1 protein-coding gene is annotated in these 589 nt (G+C 67.9%); it reads left to right on the top strand.

From position 1 onward, the window contains the following. Positions 1 to 589, top strand: a 589-nt coding sequence (locus ACYVDE_RS25615; RefSeq protein ID WP_460504321.1) for a geranylgeranylglycerol-phosphate geranylgeranyltransferase, incomplete at both ends; no start/stop codon positions are given.

The following is a 589-nucleotide window of genomic DNA, read 5'->3' as shown; positions in this document are numbered from 1 at the left end:
TGCCGCTGCGCGAGTCGCTGCTGAGCCGGCGCTTTGGGCTGCTGGTGTGGGCGGCGCTGCTGGTAGCAGCCGCCGGCTACGTCATCAACGACTACTATGATGTTAAGATTGACGCCATCAACCGGCCCGACCGGTTGGTGATTGGCCGCGTGGTGAACCGCCGCATGGCCATGCTGGCCCACTTGGTACTGAGCGGGGTGGGCGTGCTGGTGGCGGGCTGGCTGCATCCGGTGCTGGGGCTCGTCACGCTGGGCACGGCCCTGCTGCTGTGGGGCTACTCGGCGCGCTTCAAGCGGGTGGCGCTGGTGGGCAACGTCAGCATTGCCACCCTCACGGCGGCGCTGGTGCTGCTGCCCGAGCTGCAACTGCAATTGCAGCGCAACGACAGCCACAGCGTGGTGTGGCCCTACGCGCTGGCCGCGTTTCTGCTCACGGTGGTACGCGAGATTGTGAAAGACATCGAGGACATGCGCGGCGATGCCCAGCACGGCTGCCGCACGCTGCCGCTCGTGTGGGGCGTGGCGCGCACCAAATGGGTGGCCGGTTTTTTCCTGGCCTGCCTGGCCCTGCTCACGCTGGGCGCCACGGG

The organism is Hymenobacter agri (assembly GCF_054778495.1).
This window is presented reverse-complemented; position numbering and strand designations above follow the sequence as displayed.